At 62.9% G+C, this 14,081-nt stretch carries 12 protein-coding genes; 8 read left to right on the top strand and 4 right to left on the bottom strand.

Features of this window, described 5'->3' with window-relative positions:
• Positions 1–107 precede the first annotated feature (107 nt).
• A complete protein-coding gene (locus E5K00_RS02610; RefSeq protein ID WP_135461394.1) occupies positions 108–1,376 on the top strand; it encodes a TCR/Tet family MFS transporter in 1,269 nt (422 codons plus the stop codon).
• A gap of 17 nt (positions 1,377–1,393) precedes the next feature.
• Here E5K00_RS02610 and E5K00_RS02605 read toward each other — a convergent pair whose 3' ends face one another.
• Complete coding sequence (locus E5K00_RS02605; protein ID WP_167856726.1) at positions 1,394–2,152, bottom strand: YwqG family protein; 759 nt, start codon at positions 2,150–2,152, stop codon at positions 1,394–1,396.
• Positions 2,153–2,264: 112 nt separating this feature from the next.
• Between E5K00_RS02605 and E5K00_RS02600 the strand changes: the two genes are divergently transcribed.
• Both E5K00_RS02600 and E5K00_RS02595 read left to right on the top strand, forming a co-directional pair.
• Positions 2,265–5,231, top strand: coding sequence for a PD-(D/E)XK nuclease family protein (locus tag E5K00_RS02600; protein ID WP_135461390.1), 2,967 nt, complete (start codon positions 2,265–2,267; stop codon positions 5,229–5,231).
• A 268-nt stretch (positions 5,232–5,499) separates the two neighbouring features.
• On the top strand, positions 5,500–5,934 hold the full coding sequence (locus tag E5K00_RS02595) for a nucleoside deaminase (protein ID WP_135461388.1): 435 nt from the start codon (positions 5,500–5,502) through the stop codon (positions 5,932–5,934).
• Positions 5,935–6,081: 147 nt separating this feature from the next.
• Here E5K00_RS02595 and E5K00_RS02590 read toward each other — a convergent pair whose 3' ends face one another.
• Positions 6,082–7,029 carry an ADP-ribosylglycohydrolase family protein gene (locus E5K00_RS02590; RefSeq protein WP_135461386.1) on the bottom strand — a complete coding sequence of 316 codons (948 nt, stop codon included), beginning with the start codon at positions 7,027–7,029 and terminating at the stop codon, positions 6,082–6,084.
• A gap of 108 nt (positions 7,030–7,137) precedes the next feature.
• Between E5K00_RS02590 and E5K00_RS02585 the strand changes: the two genes are divergently transcribed.
• The 4 genes from E5K00_RS02585 to E5K00_RS02570 all read left to right on the top strand — a co-directional run bounded on the left by E5K00_RS02585 (position 7,138) and on the right by E5K00_RS02570 (position 10,633).
• Positions 7,138–7,446, top strand: a complete 309-nt coding sequence (locus E5K00_RS02585) for a hypothetical protein (RefSeq protein ID WP_135461384.1) — start codon at positions 7,138–7,140, stop codon at positions 7,444–7,446.
• Entirely contained in the window at positions 7,447–7,815 is a 369-nt protein-coding gene (locus E5K00_RS02580; RefSeq protein WP_135461382.1) for a magnesium citrate secondary transporter, read from the top strand.
• A gap of 101 nt (positions 7,816–7,916) precedes the next feature.
• Positions 7,917–8,744, top strand: coding sequence for a mechanosensitive ion channel family protein (locus E5K00_RS02575; protein ID WP_135461380.1), 828 nt, complete (start codon positions 7,917–7,919; stop codon positions 8,742–8,744).
• 110 nt (positions 8,745–8,854) lie between these two features.
• Positions 8,855–10,633, top strand: a complete 1,779-nt coding sequence (locus tag E5K00_RS02570; RefSeq protein ID WP_135461378.1) for a chloride channel protein — start codon at positions 8,855–8,857, stop codon at positions 10,631–10,633.
• Between the two features lie 396 nt (positions 10,634–11,029).
• On the opposite strand, the gene E5K00_RS02565 is transcribed toward E5K00_RS02570, so the two are convergent.
• Complete coding sequence (locus tag E5K00_RS02565; RefSeq protein ID WP_135461376.1) at positions 11,030–12,217, bottom strand: cation:proton antiporter domain-containing protein; 1,188 nt, start codon at positions 12,215–12,217, stop codon at positions 11,030–11,032.
• Between the two features lie 152 nt (positions 12,218–12,369).
• On the opposite strand from E5K00_RS02565, the gene E5K00_RS02560 reads away from it, so the two are divergent.
• Complete coding sequence (locus E5K00_RS02560; protein ID WP_167856725.1) at positions 12,370–13,593, top strand: TIGR03862 family flavoprotein; 1,224 nt, start codon at positions 12,370–12,372, stop codon at positions 13,591–13,593.
• A gap of 35 nt (positions 13,594–13,628) precedes the next feature.
• Here the strand turns inward: E5K00_RS02560 and E5K00_RS02555 are convergent, their stop codons facing one another.
• Complete coding sequence (locus E5K00_RS02555) at positions 13,629–13,895, bottom strand: hypothetical protein (protein WP_135461372.1); 267 nt, start codon at positions 13,893–13,895, stop codon at positions 13,629–13,631.
• Positions 13,896–14,081: the final 186 nt, after the last annotated feature.

Raw genomic sequence — 14,081 nt, 5'->3', positions numbered from 1 at the left:
ACTCGTCAGTTGATACATGTTAGGGCAACTATCTTCGCCTGATGCATTTAAATTGCGTAAAAACTTAGTATTTTGCTTCGCCAAAAAAATTAGCAAAGCCTACCGCCATGTCCGACAAACGCCAGGCCGCCCTCGGCTTCATTTTCGTTACGCTGCTGCTGGATGTCATTGGGTTCGGCATCATCATTCCGGTCATTCCCAAGCTGATCAGCAACCTGACCGGGGGCACCATCAGCGACGCTTCCCGCTACGGAGGATGGCTGATGTTTGCTTTTGCCAGCATGCAGTTCCTGTTTTCGCCGGTGCTGGGCAACCTTTCCGACCAGTACGGGCGGCGGCCGGTGCTGCTGTTTGCCCTGCTGGGCTTCGGGCTCGATTATTTGTTCGTAGCCTTTGCCCCCACCATCACCTGGCTGTTCGTGGGCCGCATCATTGCCGGCATCACCGGGGCCAGCTTCACGACGGCCTCGGCCTACATTGCCGACATCAGCACCCCGGAAAAGCGGGCCCAGAACTTCGGCATGATCGGGGCCGCCTTCGGCCTGGGCTTTATTATCGGGCCGGTTATCGGGGGCGTGCTGGGGCAGTTTGGCGCGCGCGTACCCTTCCTAGTGGCCGCCGGCCTGACGATGATTAACTGGCTCTACGGCTTCTTTATCCTGCCCGAATCCCTGGACGAAGCCCACCGCCGCAAGTTCGACTGGCGGCGGGCCAACCCCATCGGCTCGCTCAGGCAGCTGCAGAAGTACCCCGTCATCTTGGGCATGGTGGGCTCGTTGGTGCTGGTCTACATTGCGGCCCACTCCACGCAGAGCACCTGGTCGTACTACACCATGTACAAATTCCACTGGAATGAGGCCTGGGTGGGCTACTCCCTGGGCGCCATCGGGGCGCTGACGGCTGTGGTGCAGGGCCTGCTGATCCGGCGGCTCAACCCCTGGCTGGGCGCCAAACGCTCGGTGTTTCTGGGCTTGGGCCTCTACGCCCTGGGCTTTGCACTGTTTGCCTTTGCGCCGGTGGGCTGGATGATGTTCGTATTTCTGATTCCCTACTCCCTGGGCGGCATTGCCGGGCCGGCCTTGCAGGGTATCATGTCGGGGCAGGTGCCGCGCAACGAGCAGGGCGAGCTGCAGGGCGCCCTCACCAGCCTGGTCAGCCTCACGTCCATCATCGGCCCGCCGCTGATGACCAACCTGTTTTCCTTTTTCACTGGCCCCAAGGCTCCCGTGCATTTTCCCGGCGCGGCTTTCCTGACCGGGGCGGTACTTACCGTTATCAGCATGCTGCTGGCCATGAAGTCGTTGCGGCACTACGTGGCCCCGGTGGTACCGGTGGGCGTACCGGAAGAAGCTGCCGAAGTAGCCGTGGGGCACTAGAAGCCGCTGGAGCGGGTCTAGCAACAGTCCCAGTAGAAGTACGCCTCTCCGAACTCCCCATTCTGTAGGGCCTGAGCGTTGATGAAAAAGTGGGCCACGCCGGAGTCGCCGAACATAATCTGCTCATCTATATCGATTTGCAAGAGCTGCACGTCGTTGGCCGTACCCGAGTTGTAGGCGCGGGGGTCACTTTGGGTAAACATGGCGTAGCCGCCCAGTTTATGCCCTTCGCCGCCCAGCAGCTTGCCGAATTCTGGCTTCTGACTCTCGGGGAGCGTTTCTTCGTAGTCGTGGGCGCTCAAACCGTTGAAGTCGGCTTCAAAGCGGGCATCCTCTGTTCCGCCGTACTCGGTGGTTAGCTCAAACGTCAGGCTATGCTCACAATAGACGGGGCTGTCCTCGTAGTGGTCGGCGGGCAGAAAGCTGAAATCCGACTGCATTTCCTTCCCGGCCTGGGCGGCACTGAGATACAGCACCCGGGACTCATCCGTTTCGCAGCCTAAATGCGTGGGCACGTAAAACTGCAGCAGGCCCGCGGCAGGCAGCCAGTCGGTGGCTGGCAGCTCGGCCAGGTTGATCTGGGCCAGCAGCAACAGCGGCTTTCCGTTCCCGTCCCGCGGATAGGATAGACTCAAGGGCAGATACGGCAACCCGCCAAACTTGCTGGCGGCCGATGCGGGCCCGGTAGTGCGCAGGGGAGTTGCCTTTATTTTTATGCTGGGCAGGGCATAGCGTTGCAGCTGTTCGGCAAAAGGCGCTAAGAATTCGGGTATCATGGAGTTAGCGAAAACCGTTGGTCGTTGAGGCTGATAGAATGGAAACCCACCGCCCTTGCTCGGGCCGAATAACCTGCGGGATATCCTGGTCCGCAAGGTATCTTTACTTTCTATGGAAACCGTTGCCTCCACCCTGCCCATTACCACCACCGACTCCTTTCTGAGCCAGGCCGCCCGCGACCTGCTCACGCGCTTTCCCGGCCCGGAGCTGTCGGATCTGGTGGTGGTGGTGCCCACGCGGCGGGCGGTGGTCTACCTGAAGAATGAGCTGAGCCTGGCGGCCGAAGTGGGCTCGGCGGTGTGGAGCCCGCGCGTGGCGGCCATGGAAGACTACATGGTGGAGCTCTCCGGCGTGCAGGTTGAGGAGCCCATTGCCTTGCAGCTGCTGCTCTTCGACATTCTGCGCGGCATCGACCCCAAGCTCGACTTCGACCAGTTCGTGGGCTGGTCGGGCATTCTAGTGCAGGACTTCTCCAACCTCGACCAGAACTTGGCCTCGCCGGCCAAGGTGTTTGAGTACCTGACCCAGGCCAAGGCCCTGGAACGCTGGGAGCTGGCCGATACGCCGGCCGAGGTGAGCACCACGGCCGCCTACTTCCGCTTCTGGGACGACCTGGAGAAAGTGTACTGGCAGCTGCGCCGCCGCATGGAGCAAACCCACCTGGCCTACCCCGGCCTGGCCTACCGCCTGGCCGTGAACAAGGTGCAAAACCGCCTCGGGCACGGCGACACGCTGCCCCGCCACGTGTTTCTGGGCCTGAGCTCGTTGTCGCGGGCCGAGCAAAAGCTGATTCAGCTGCTGCTGAAGGAAGGACGGGCCGAGGTGCGCTTCGACGGCGACGCCTTTTACCTGGACAACGACTCGCCCAACCGCGCCGGCCAGCACCTGCGCCAGTATCGCAACAACTGGGAGCTGCCCGCCGAGGCTTTCGGCGACACCGGCACCGGCCTGCCCAACCTGCTGCGGACTCTGGAACGGGAAATTCAGTTTGTGGGCGTGGCCAACGCCAGCATGCAGGGCAAAGTGGCCGGGCAGCTGCTGGCCGCCTCCCGCCGCGAAAACCCCAGGGCCAAAGTAGCCGTGGTGCTGCCCGACGAAACCCTGCTGCTGCCGGTATTGCACGGCCTGCCGCCCGAGGAAGTACCCGAGTACAACGTCACGATGGGCCTGAGCTTCCAGAGCACGCCCCTGTTCAACCTGGTGGACCTGCTGTTTGAAGTGCACCTGACCGGCATCCGGGAGGGCAGCCCCGAAACCGGCTACGGTGTGCCGCGCTACCACCATTTGGCCGTGAGCAAGCTGCTGGGCCACCCGTTTCTGCGCCGCTACCAGCACTGGCTCGACAAGCAGCCCGACAAGCAGTACCACGGCCTGCTCGACCGGATCTGCCGGCAGATTGTGAAGCGCAACGCCGTGCTGCTGCCCGCCAGCGAGCTGCTCGACATCGGCCAGCAGCACCCGCTGGTGGAAGCCCTGTTTGCCACCTGGGACACCTGCGACGATATCATTGCGGCCTGCTACACGCTCATCGACCTGCTCAAAAAGGCGTACCAAGATCAGCATTCGGCCATTGAGGCCGAGTACCTCTACCTGTTTTTCACCCTCGTCAAGCGCCTCGACTCGGTGTTCGACTGCCGGGAGCAGCGGCTGTCGGTGCGCTCCTTCCGCCGGTTTCTCTACGAGCAGATGACGCGCACCCGCCTGCCCTTCAGCGGGGAGCCCATTGCCGACGTGCAAGTGATGGGCCTCTTGGAAACCCGGGCCCTGGACTTCGACCACGTCATCATTCTGAGCTGCAACGAGCGGGTGCTGCCGGCCCCCAAGAACAACTCCTCGCTGTTTCCCTACGACGTGCTGACCAAGTTCCGCATGCCCACCTACGCCGACCACGAAGCCGCCACGGCCCACCAGTTCTGGCGCCTGCTGCAGCGGGCCCGCCGCGTGGATCTGCTGCACGTGCTGCCCGGGGCCGAGGGCACCCGCACCGGGGAGCGGAGCCGGTTTCTGCTGCAAATCGAGAATGACCTGCTGCCCCAGAACCCGCGCCTGACCCTGCGCGACCTCACGGCCAGCGTGCTCGACGACGCCCCCGACTCGGCGGCCCGGCGCGAGTACGGCGGGGACCTGGTGCTGGAGAAAGACGCCGAAATGCTGGCTTCCCTGCGCGAGCTACTGGAAAAGGGCCTTTCCCCCTCGGCCCTGAATCAGTACCTGAACTGCTCGTTGCAGTTCTACTTTGCCCGCCTGGCCAAGTTCAAGGAAAACGACGAGGTGGAGGAAAAGCTGGAAGCCGACAGCTTCGGTACAGTCGTGCACGAAACGCTGGAAACGCTGTTTCAGCCCTTTGTGGACAAGCAGCAAGCCATAACGGCCGAGGATATTCCGGTGCTGCTGAGCCTGGTGCCGCAGCATCTGGAGCGGGCGCTGCGCCACGAGAAGGACGAGCGCCACGCCCGCCCCGACGAAGGTCTTAACCACGTGCTGGGCCAGGTAGCCGGCCAGCTTGTGCGCCGCTACCTCGAAGGCCTGGCCGCTACGCCTGGAGCCCTGCCCCTGCGCATTGTGGCCCTGGAAAAAATCCTGGACTCCCGGGTGCCCGTGACCCTGCCTTCGGGAGAAGCCTTCGATATGATTGTGTTTGGCTACACCGACCGCCTCGACGAGCTACCCGACGGCCGCCTGCGCGTGGTCGACTACAAAACCGGCCTGGTGCAGCCCTACGATTTAAAGCTGCAAAAGCGCGGCGACGATGCCGCCGCGGCCACCGAGCGCCTGCTCCACGACGCCACCTCCTCGGCCGACAAGGTGCGGCAGCTCTGGCTCTACCGCTTCATGCTGGAGCGCGCCGGCCGCCCCGCCGCCGATGCCGCCATTATTTCCCTGCGCAACCTCACGGCCGGCCCGATGACCGCCGATATGGCTTTTTTGACGGAGGATGGCACTTCGTTCGTGGCAAAGGGCGAAGAGTTGCTTACCGAGTTTGCCCGCAAAATCATGGACCCGCTGGAGCCTATCCGCAAAACTGACGACCTGGAGCGGTGCCAGTACTGCCCGTACAAGGGCATTTGCGCCCGGTAGTAGCTCATTTATTTTGTATGTCATCCTGAGCAGAGCGAAGGACCTTCCTCACCTACCCCACCAACGCTCTTACCACTGTGTTTTGACCTTGGCAAGGTTCAACGGTAAGGATATCGCACATTGAATTACGCTTTGGCAGAACATGGAGGAAGGTCCTTCGCTTTGCTCAGGATGACAGCCGATTTTATCGGAGCCAGCCTGAAAAACCTGCTTGGGCGCCTTACCTTTACTTTCTTCACCTCTCTACTTCCCACAAAAACGAAATATCATGGACGAATTCATGCAGGCCGCCATCGACGAGGCGCGGCAGGGCCGCCAGCAGGGCGGTATCCCAATTGGCTCGGTCCTGGTGCGCGACGGCAAAATCGTGGCCCGGGGCCGCAACAAGCGCGTGCAGGAAGACAACCCCATCAAGCACGGCGAAATGGACTGCCTCTTCAACGCCGGCCGCCAGCGCAGCTACCGCGACACGGTAATCTACACCACCCTGATGCCCTGCTACATGTGCGCCGGCACCATCGTGCAGTTCAAGATTCCGAAGGTGATGGTGGGCGAGTCGCGCACGTTCGGCGAGTCGCGGGCCTTCTTGGAAAGCCACGGCGTGGAAGTCGTGGACCTGGACTTGCAGGAGTGCGTGGACATGATGAACGAGTTCGTCCAGGCCGAACCCACGCTCTGGAACGAGGACATCATGGAGCTGTAGGTCAGTAATTTACACACCCAAAAGAACGTCATTCCGAGCGCAGCCGAGGAATCTCGCGTGGCATCGTTTGATTACTAATCAGACGTCAGCACGCGAGATTCCTCGGCTGCGCTCGGAATGACGTTCTTATTTATTTTGCTGATGCTCTTATTTCAGCCCACTAAGCCGATCAGCTAAATTTTCTATTTCGGCGCGCTTTACCAGCACTTGCAGCCAGTCGGCGGGGAGCTGCGCAACGCCGTAGCAGAGCCCGGCCAGGCCGCCGGCCACGGCGCCGGTGGTATCGGTATCGTCGCCGAGGTTAACGGCCCTGAGCACCGTATCGGCGTACCCCTCACCGCGCAGCAGGCACCACAGGGCCGCTTCCAGGGTATGCACCACGTAGCCCGACGACTGGATATCGGCCTCCGGCACCAGGGCCAGCCCGGCATCCAGTACCCGCTCAACATGGTGGATTTCCTTGGCCAGCCTGGGCAGTAGTCCGGGCGCTACGTCTTGGCGCAGCCGCTGCTGGGCCTGAGCCGGCGTGAGGCCCTGCAACAGACCCCAGGCCATTTCCAGGTAGAGGTAGCAGGCCAGCGTGGAGCGGTAGTGGCCGTGGGTGAGGCTGCAAACCTGGTGCGTGAGGCGCTGGCGCTCCGCGGCATCGGCCCGCTGCCAGCGCGGATGAAACACCAAAGGAAGAATCCGCATCAGGGCCCCGTTGCCGTTGTCGTACTCGCGCTGGCCGCCGGCTTTTTCGGGTGCTACGCCGGCCCGCAGCCGGGCAATGGCTTCGCGGGTGGCTATGCCCACGTCGAACACCTGCCCGTGGGGCGTCCAGTAGCCGTGGTCCAGCCAGTTGATAAAGCGCCGGCTCAAATCGTGGGTGTCGATGGCGTAGCTTCCCACGTAGACCAGAGACTCGGCCAGGCAAAACGTGAGGGAAGAGTCATCCGACCAGGTACCGCTGGGCTGGTGGTGAGTGCCGTACGCGCGCATGGCGGTTACCGGGTCGGGGCGGCGGCGGGCCCGGCTTTCAAACTCGACGGGCACGCCCAGCGCATCGGCCACGGCCAGCCCCAGCAACGCTCCCCGACAGATAGCAGCATCCATAGAAATAGATTATTGGAGGCAAAGTATACGGGTTTACGGTAAACTACCACGTAAAGCGGGTGAGGACGCCCGGCGGCGCATCAAGTTGGTAGGTCTTACCTTTGCCGCATGAACGACGCCTCTCCCCTTTCCGCCGCCAAGAAATGCCCCCACTGCGGTTTCTGGTCACGGTGGCAGCAGAAGTCGGACGACGTGTGTGAGCGGTGCGGGCAGTTGCTCGACCCGGTGCGCAACCGCAGCGAGCAGCGGCGCGAAGAAGAGGCCAAAGCGCCCCTGCCCCAGTTCATGCTGCTGGAGATAAAGCCCGAAGACAAGGGCCTGGTGCGGTTCTTCAAGCAAATCATCCGGAGCGGGCAACTGGCCTTTGCCGCCACCGTGTCGTTTATTCTGTGGTTTCTCACCCTGGCGGCCGGCTAGATGCAGCTGCCCCGCGAGTTTGGCCGCCCCGCCTTCTGGCTGCCCCTGCTGACGTACCTGGCGTACCAGCTCAACGCCCGCCTCTGGCACCGGCCGCTGCCGCCCCTGGTCACGGCTTACCTGTCCGATTTGCTGGCCATGCCCGTCATTCTGACCCTGGCTTTGGTGGTGCAGCGGCGCTGGGTACAGCGCCGCGCCGCCTTCATTTTGCCCGATTCGTGGCTGCTGGGGGCCTGGCTCTACGTGTCGGTCTGGTTTGAGCTGGCCCTGCCCCTGCTCTCGTCCCGCCACGTCGGCGACCCGCTCGACGCGGTAGCCTACGGGCTGGGCACGCTCTTTTTCCGGCAGCTGCTGAACCGCCCCGCCTAAGCCCGGCCGAACCCCGCACCGGATGCCCTGCGTACAACCGGCCTCGGGACTGCGCCAGCCGAGGGGCGCCGCAGTCCAGGGTGTGTACTTAACCTTAGGGCATGTTTTCCGATCTACAGCGCGTTCTGAATACCTACTGGCAACAGTTTCTCTTTATTTCTCCCAAGCTCCTGATTGCCTTCGTCGTGCTGGTGCTGGCCATCTTCGTGGCCAACCACCTGAGCAGCCTGATCGGCGGTAAGCTGCGCGCCAAGTCGCACGACCCGCTGATGGCCGACTTCCTGACGCGCTTCAGCAAGTGGGCCCTGATTCTGACCGGGGCGGTGCTGGCCATGGAAGTCGTGGGCCTCTACGCCATTGTGGGCGGGGTGGTGGCCGGCGCGGGCCTGTCGGCCTTCATCGTGGGCTTTGCCCTGAAAGACATTGCCGAAAACTTCCTGGCCGGCGTGGTGCTGGCCTTCAACCGCCCCTTCCACATTCACGACACGGTCCAAATCAAGGACCTGGTGGGCAAAGTCGAGGACCTGAGCCTGCGCGTCACCATCATCAAGACCTTCGACGGCAAGCACATCTTCCTGCCCAACGCCATGGTGCTGCGCGAGCCCCTGATCAACTTCACCCGCGACGGCTACATCCGCCAGGATTTCCTGGTGACGGTAGATTTGGGGGAGCAGGGCACCTCCCAGCGCGCCGCCGACCTGCTGCTCAACTACGTGCGCGCCAACCCGAACGTGGAGCAAAAGGAACCGCATACGCCCTACGTCATCCTGGAAAAAGCCAGCGCCACCACCGCCGACCTGCGCGCCTACTTCTGGACGTTTTCCGAAGACTACCGCCGCGGTACGCTGGCGCTGAAAAGCGAATTGATGCGCGACGTAAAAGCAGGCCTGCGCGAGGAGGGCTACGCCGTGCAAACTGTGGCGCAGTAGTTTTTTTCGGCTTTCCGGGCCCAGGCATACCCGTTTTTCGCTATCATGCGTTGAGTTAGGATAGTCGAGCTGCGGCATGCTCGCCCTTGTTTTCCTCCGTTCCCCTGCCGATGCCCAAAACCCTGCTTCACCGAACTCTCAGCCCCCTGTTGCTGTGGCGCCTGCGCCACGTCAACGACCGGGTCTACCTGATTCTGGTGAGCGTGCTGGTGGGCGGCCTGGCCGGTCTGGCGGCCGTCGTGCTCAAAACCTCGGTGCAGAAGGCCCAGGAGCTGCTCTATTCCTGGGTGCCCGAGCAGGACCGGGTGTTTGCCCTGTTCCTCTACCCCATCATCGGTATCGGCCTCACCGTGCTATTCACGCGTTACGTGCTGAACGGGGCCCTGAGCCGGGGCATCGGCCCCATCATCTACAACATCGCGCGCCAGGGCAGCATCGTGCCGCGCAGCAAGCTCTATTCCCAGCTCATCACCTCGTTTCTGACCGTGACGTTCGGTGGTTCGGCCGGTCTGGAGGCCCCGATTTCGGTGACGGGCTCGGCGTTGGGCTCCAACGTGGGCCGCATTCTGCGGGTGGGCCGGCGCGAGCGGCGCCTGCTGGTGGGGTGCGGAGCGGCGGCGGGCGTGGCGGCCATCTTCAACAGCCCCATTGCCGGCGTGCTGTTTGCCGTGGAAGTAATTCTGTCGGAGCTGTCGGCCCCGTTTTTTATTCCCCTACTCATTTCCTCGGCCACGGCCACGGTGGTGTCCAAGTCGCTGTACGCGGGCCAGCCCTTCGTGCTGATTACCACCACCTGGCCGGTGCAGGCCATTCCCTTCTACATTGTGCTGGGCCTGATGGCGGCGCTGCTGTCGGTGTACATGATTCGGGTGTACTTCCTGGCCGACAAGTACTTCGAGCGTCAAAAGGGCACGTTCAGCAAGGTGCTGCTGGGGGGCCTGGCCCTGGGCATTATGGTGTTCGTCTTCCCGCCGCTCTACGGCGAGGGCTACAACATCGTGCAGCTGCTGCTGGGCGGGCAGCCCGAGCGCCTCACCGACGGCTCGGTGTTTTCGGTATACCGCGACGAAAACGTCTGGACGCTGCTGCTGGTGGCCGTGGCCAGTATGCTGCTCAAGGTGTTTGCCACCTGCATTACGGTGGGCTCGGGCGGCAACGGGGGCATGTTCGGCTCTTCGCTGTTTGCCGGCGCGCTGGTGGGCTTCGTCACTGCCCGCCTGATTAATCTGAGCGGCCTCTACCCCATTTCCGAAGTGCACTTCATCGTGCTGGGTATGGCCGGCACCCTGGCCGGCGTCATTCACGCGCCCCTGACGGCCATCTTCCTGATTGCCGAAATCACCGGCGGCTACGCGCTGTTTGTGCCCCTGATGGTGGTGTGCTCCAGCTCCTACCTGATTACGCGCTACTTCGAGCCCTACTCGGTGTACACCCGCAAGCTCGTAACCCGGGGCGTATATATGCACGCCGACCGGGACCGGAGCCTGCTGGCCCAGCTCGACCCGATGTCGCTGGTGAGCCGGGACTTCGTGGCCGTGAGCCCCGACAGCACCCTAGGCGAGCTGGTAATGGTGTTTCGCCACGCCACGCGCAACCTGTTTCCGGTGGTCGACGCCGAGGGCCGCCTGGCCGGCATCGTGGCCCTCGACACCGTGCGCGACGCCCTCTTCGACGACGAGCACTACACCACCACCAAGGTGCGCGACCTGATGACGCCCCCGCCGGCCATCGTCAACCCCGACGACACCATGCTCGACATTCTGCGCTGCATGGAACAGCTCAACGCCTGGGCTTTGCCCGTCGTCAGCAATGGCCGCTACGCCGGCTTCATCCTCAAGTCTGCCATCCTGGCCAGCTACCGCCGCCAGCTGCTGAAAGAAACGGAATGATTTTTAATGTGGGGAATGTGCGAATGTGGGGGAATGTGAGGACGTGTCAGTGTGAGGCGTGAGTTATTCCGCGCGTCAAGCGGCGTCAATCCGTGCTCTGCTGGCACCAAACTCCCTTTCACCAGAAAGCCCTTTCCTGCTCACGCGGGAAAGGGCTTTTGCTTGTAACGCGAAGTTCCACTTCGCGAGGCGTTGCACGATGGTTGTGCAGCCGGCTCCAACGACTCGCGAAGTAGAACTTCGCGGTACATGGGCCAGGGCTTTTCATCTTAGAAGGCTCGGCACATTTCAGAGGACGGATTGCTTCGCGTTGCTCACACTGACACGTCCTTTCATTCTCCACATTTCTCACATTCAACCACATTCCGCACATTCCGCACATTCAACCACATTACCCTAATATTCCCCGATTTCGGGTTCTTCGCGGGTGAGCAGCAGGCCGATCATCATCAGGACGCCGGTGAGCAGGATAACCACGAACAGGATGTTTTCGCTGATTTCGCCAATCAGGTGCTCGGGCGGAATGCTGTAGAAGAGCAGCACCGTTATCAGGCCTTTGGGCGCGATGAACAGCTCCGGAATCAGCTCGGTGCGGGCAACAAAGCGCAGGTACACGTAGCGGATAGCCACCAGCACGGCCACGATCAGCACGCCCTGTAGCAGCAGCGACACGCTCAGCAGGCTGGCCAGGGTGATGGAGTAGCCGAAGAGCAGGAAAAAGAACGTGCGAATCAGGAAGGCCGACTCGGCGGTGATGCTCTTGAGCTGGTGCAGCTCGGAAGCCAGGCGCTCGGGCCGAAACCAGCGCTTGAGCGGGCCCCGCAGAAACAGCTCGGCGTTGTTCACGGCCAGGCCAAACACGAGCACCAGCAGCAGCGACGACAAGTGCAGCTTTTTGGCCGCGCTGTACATCAGAATCAGGAAGGCGAAAATCAGGAAGAACTTGATGTGCAGCCGGATCCGGTCGAGCAGGAAGGCCAGGGCCAGGGTACTGAGCACGGCCACCACCACGATGGCCAGCACGTCGCGCGAGAAGGTGATGACCGACACGCCCTGGGCAAAGTCGTCCTGGAGCGCGAAGTTGAAGAACATGATGCCCAGAATGTCGGAAAACGTGCTTTCGTAGACGATAAACTCCTGCTTTTCGCCCCACAGGCCCGCCACGCTCGGAATGGCAATGGCGCTGCTGACGACGGCCAGCGGAATGGCATTGACCAGGCAGCTCTGCCACGACGCGCCCACGTAGGCGTGCAGGAGCGCCGCAATAGCCAGGGCCTGCACCACCAGCATCAGGGCGGCGGCAAAAAAGGAGCGGCGGATCAGCGGGGCTTTGTCGCGGCTGATTTTCAAGTCCATAGCCCCTTCCAGCACAATCATGATCAGGCCGATGATGCCGAAGATCTGCAGCACCACCGAGGGCACCTGCACGGCGAAGTCGAAGTAGTCGGCGGCCTGGCGCAGGGCAATGCCGGTGAGCAGCAGCATGAGCACCGAGGGCACCTTGGTGGCGCGGGCGGCCAGATCGAACAGGTACGAGAGAATGACGGCTATACTTAGCCCAATCAGAATAGAATACGGCCCCATAAGCGCGAAGAAAGTCCAGGTATCAGCTCCGCTATACGGCACTAAGGCAGCCGCCGCCGATTTTCCCGCCGCCCGATGCCTCTTTCCGCTGGGGCAGCACCCGCGTTTACCCGCCGCGCGCCGTACCTTGCGGCCCGATTAGCTTTGTATCTATGACGCCTTTTATTGCCGTTATCGGGGGTGGGCCGGCGGGGTTGCTGGCGGCCCAGCACCTGGCCGAAGCGGGCCACGCGGTCCGGGTCTACGACGCCCGGCCGACGGTTGGGCGCAAGTTTCTGGTGGCGGGCCACGGCGGGTTCAACCTGTCGAATGCCGAGCCGCTGCCGGCCTTCGCGCAACGCTACGGAACCCGGCAGGCCAGCTTTCAGCGCTTCCTGGAGCATTTTTCGCCCGAGCAATTGCGCCGCTGGCTGCTAGGGCTGGGCATCACCACGTTCGTGGGCACCAGTGGCCGGATTTTCCCCACCGACGACCACAAGCCCGCGCAGGTGCTCAAGGCCTGGCTGAATCGGCTCCACACCCTGGGCGTGCAGATTCAGGTGCGGCACCGCTGGCTGGGCTTCACCCCCGACCACGGCCTGCGCCTGCGCGAGGAAGCCAGCGGGCAGGAGCACACGCTATACCCGGCGGCCACGGTGCTGGCCCTGGGCGGCGCCAGCTGGAGCAAAACCGGCTCCGACGGCCAGTGGACCACGGCGCTGGCCGAGGCGGGCGTGCAGCTGGAGCCGTTTGCGCCATCCAACTGCGGGGCCGAGGTGGCGTGGTCGGCTTTTTTCCGGGAGAAGGTGGGCCGCGCGCCGCTCAAGAACATTGCCCTCAGCTGCAACGGCCACACCGTGCGCGGCGAGCTGCTACTGACCGATTACGGCCTGGAAGGCACCCCGGTGTACGCCCTGACGCCGGCCCTGCGCGCGGCCCTGGCGGCCCCAGCCCCGGCCCCGCTGCTGCTCAACCTCAAGCCCGACCTGACCCTGGCCCAGCTGGGGCAGAAGCTACAGGCGCCGCGTAAGGGCAAGTCGCTGGCGGCCTACCTGGAGAAAACGCTGCGCCTGGGCTTTCCCATTCCCACGCTGCTGCGCGAGCTGGCACCCGCCGAGGCCGGCGCTACCCCCGAAACCCTGGCGGCTCTGATTCAGAACATTACGATTCCGGTAACCGGGCTGCGGCCCCTGGAAGAAGCCATTTCTACGGCCGGGGGCGTGGCCTGGGCTGAAGTGGACGAGCACCTGATGCTGCAACGGCGGCCGGGCGTATTTGTGGCGGGCGAAATGCTGGACTGGGAAGCCCCCACCGGCGGGTATTTGCTGCAGGGCTGCTTCAGTACCGGGGCCTGGGTTGCCCAGGGCGTGCGGCAGTGGCTGGCGGGCCGGGGCTGAGGGTTGGTGGCCGACTGGTCGAATCTGGCGGGGGGTTATTCCTCGTCTTCGATTTTTACGCCCCGGGCCCGGGCTTCGTCGGCGGCCAGAATGGCTTTGGCCTCGGCCAGCAGCTGCTCGCCCCGGTCCATTTCCTTGCGGTAGAGCAGGGCAAACAGAATGAAGAACGACACGATGGGCAGCACGCACCCCAGCGTGAACCACAGCCAGAACGAGCGGCCGTAGCTGTAGGCGCAGTACCCCGTCGTCAGCGGCAGGAAGGATAACGCGCAGAAAAAAGCCAGCAGAATATCAATAAACATAACGGTAGCCGTTAGGCGCTGACAACACGGGGACACAAAAGGCTCTGGTTTCCTAAGTTACGCTTCTGCCGGAGCAATGGCAAGCCGGAACCGGGCTTTTTCTCCTGCTCATAACCAGCATCGGGCCCGCTTGTTGGGCCCCGGCGGCACAATGTTGCGCCGCCCGAGTACTACCTTATGCGGGGT

Origin of the sequence: Hymenobacter aquaticus, assembly GCF_004765605.1 — a bacterium.
Lineage (GTDB): Bacteria > Bacteroidota > Bacteroidia > Cytophagales > Hymenobacteraceae > Hymenobacter > Hymenobacter aquaticus.
This window is presented reverse-complemented; position numbering and strand designations above follow the sequence as displayed.

Coding starts and splice junctions, on each gene's coding strand:
- E5K00_RS02610 (WP_135461394.1), top strand. CDS start 108: ATGTCCGACAAACGCCAGGCCGCCCTCGGCTTCATTTTCGTTACGCTG.
- E5K00_RS02605 (WP_167856726.1), bottom strand. CDS start 2,152: ATGATACCCGAATTCTTAGCGCCTTTTGCCGAACAGCTGCAACGCTAT.
- E5K00_RS02600 (WP_135461390.1), top strand. CDS start 2,265: ATGGAAACCGTTGCCTCCACCCTGCCCATTACCACCACCGACTCCTTT.
- E5K00_RS02595 (WP_135461388.1), top strand. CDS start 5,500: ATGGACGAATTCATGCAGGCCGCCATCGACGAGGCGCGGCAGGGCCGC.
- E5K00_RS02590 (WP_135461386.1), bottom strand. CDS start 7,029: ATGGATGCTGCTATCTGTCGGGGAGCGTTGCTGGGGCTGGCCGTGGCC.
- E5K00_RS02585 (WP_135461384.1), top strand. CDS start 7,138: ATGAACGACGCCTCTCCCCTTTCCGCCGCCAAGAAATGCCCCCACTGC.
- E5K00_RS02580 (WP_135461382.1), top strand. CDS start 7,447: ATGCAGCTGCCCCGCGAGTTTGGCCGCCCCGCCTTCTGGCTGCCCCTG.
- E5K00_RS02575 (WP_135461380.1), top strand. CDS start 7,917: ATGTTTTCCGATCTACAGCGCGTTCTGAATACCTACTGGCAACAGTTT.
- E5K00_RS02570 (WP_135461378.1), top strand. CDS start 8,855: ATGCCCAAAACCCTGCTTCACCGAACTCTCAGCCCCCTGTTGCTGTGG.
- E5K00_RS02565 (WP_135461376.1), bottom strand. CDS start 12,217: ATGGGGCCGTATTCTATTCTGATTGGGCTAAGTATAGCCGTCATTCTC.
- E5K00_RS02560 (WP_167856725.1), top strand. CDS start 12,370: ATGACGCCTTTTATTGCCGTTATCGGGGGTGGGCCGGCGGGGTTGCTG.
- E5K00_RS02555 (WP_135461372.1), bottom strand. CDS start 13,895: ATGTTTATTGATATTCTGCTGGCTTTTTTCTGCGCGTTATCCTTCCTG.